The following is a 1,624-nucleotide window of genomic DNA, read 5'->3' on the forward strand; positions in this document are numbered from 1 at the left end:
GTCCTCCGGGCCGACCGCGGGGCGGCGGCGTCCGGATGTCACTCGGGGCGCGCGAAGAAGAAGGCCCTAGCCCTTCATCATGCTGACGTCTTCCACCGCGATCGACCCGCGATTGCGGAAGAACACCACGAGGATGGCGAGGCCGATCGCCGATTCGGCGGCCGCCACGGTCAGCACGAACAGGGCGAAGACCTGTCCGGTGATGTCGTTGAGCTGCGTCGAGAAGGCGACGAGGTTGATGTTGACCGAGAGCAGGATCAGCTCGATCGACATCAGGATGACGATGATGTTCTTGCGGTTGATGAAGATGCCGAGCACGCCGAGCGTGAACAGGATCGCCGCGACGGTGAGGTAGTGGCTCAGGCCGATCATCGTTCGAAACCTCCGGCGGACATCAGACCTCGACACCCTGGCGCGACGGGACCTTGCGGGTCTCCACAGCCATGGCCTGGGTGCGGGCGTTCTGGACCGCGATGTCCTGGCGCTTCACGCCCGGCCGGTCGCGGAGCGTCAGCACGATGGCGCCGATCATCGCCACCAGCAGGATCAGGCCGGCGAGCTGAAAGAAGTAGGCGTAGTCGGGCGGCGGATGCGGCCCGGGATCCGACCCCCCTGCGGGAGGCGTTGAAGCCCCTCGCCCGCCTGCACGAATGGATCGCCGCCCGCGAGACCCTCGACGCCGCCATTTGCCGAGAGGCGGCGCTGCTGCACAACCAGGCGGGGCGGCTGTCGCCTCCGGTGGCCGACCTCGCCGTCCTCGTCCGGACGCCTCTGCCCGCCCCCGATACGGTGGCGCGTTACCGTCAGCGTCTGGAGACCAAGACCCGCGAGCACGAGCGGGCCGCCGACCGTCGCGACGCCGCCCGCCGGCAGGTCGCCGCCACCCAGGCGCGGCTGCGTGAGCGCGAGGCCGGCCGGCCCGTCGCCACTCGGGAGCGGCTCGACGCGCTGCGGGCGACCCGCGATGCCGCCTTCGCGATTCTCCGCGATGCCCTGGCGGAAGGGCGCCCGGCCGGGATCGCCGAGATCGCAGCCTTCGAGCGCGCGCTCCTGTCGGCCGACCGCGTCGCCGACGAGCGGGCCTCCGATGCGGCCCGGGTCGCGGCCCACGCCGCCGACCTGGAGCGCCTCGCCACCGAGGAGGCGGAGGCCACGCAGGCCGATGAGGTCCTCGCCGCCCTCGCCGCCGAGCTCGCCGCGGGCGAGGCGGCCTGGCAGGAGGCCTGGCGGCCCGCCGCCCTCGTGCCCGGCCCGCCGGCCGAGATGGCGGCGTGGCTCGCCGAGGTGGAGAGCCTGATCGAAGCGGAGCAGCGGCTCGCCGCGCAACGGATCGAGGCGGATCGCTTCCGGGTGCGGATCGAGGCAGCCCGGGCGCCGCTGACCGATCTGCGCAACCGCGCAGGGCTCGACGCCGCACCGGACCTCGAGATCGCTGCCGCGCTGGACGGTCTGGAAGCGCGGGTCGCCACCCTGGNCAGCCGCTGGGAAGCCAATCTTCAGACTGCCGGTCTGGTGCGCGCCGCCGGACTTTCGGTTGAGCGGCTGGAGCGGACTCTCGCCGAGACCGCCTCCGGTCGGGGCGCGTGGCCAGGCGATTGGGGCGCGGCATTGCTGCCCCTCGGGC

General features: G+C 72.6%; 1 protein-coding gene and 1 pseudogene. Both read right to left on the reverse strand.

Annotated elements, in window-relative coordinates; translation table 11 throughout:
• Positions 1-66 precede the first annotated feature (66 nt).
• On the reverse strand, positions 67-372 hold the full coding sequence (gene nuoK, locus I53_RS14570; RefSeq protein WP_043351891.1) for an NADH-quinone oxidoreductase subunit NuoK: 306 nt from the start codon (positions 370-372) through the stop codon (positions 67-69).
• Between the two features lie 22 nt (positions 373-394).
• Positions 395-580, reverse strand: a pseudogene (locus tag I53_RS31335) (NADH-quinone oxidoreductase subunit J); the annotation flags it as partial.
• Between the last annotated feature and the right edge of the window lie 1,044 nt (positions 581-1,624).

This window comes from Methylobacterium sp. B1, assembly GCF_000333255.1.
Taxonomy (GTDB): Bacteria; Pseudomonadota; Alphaproteobacteria; order Rhizobiales; family Beijerinckiaceae; genus Methylobacterium; species Methylobacterium fujisawaense.

Bases quoted from the DNA above. Each gene is read 5' to 3' on its own strand.
- nuoK (WP_043351891.1), bottom strand. From the start codon at position 372: ATGATCGGCCTGAGCCACTACCTCACCGTCGCGGCGATCCTGTTCACG.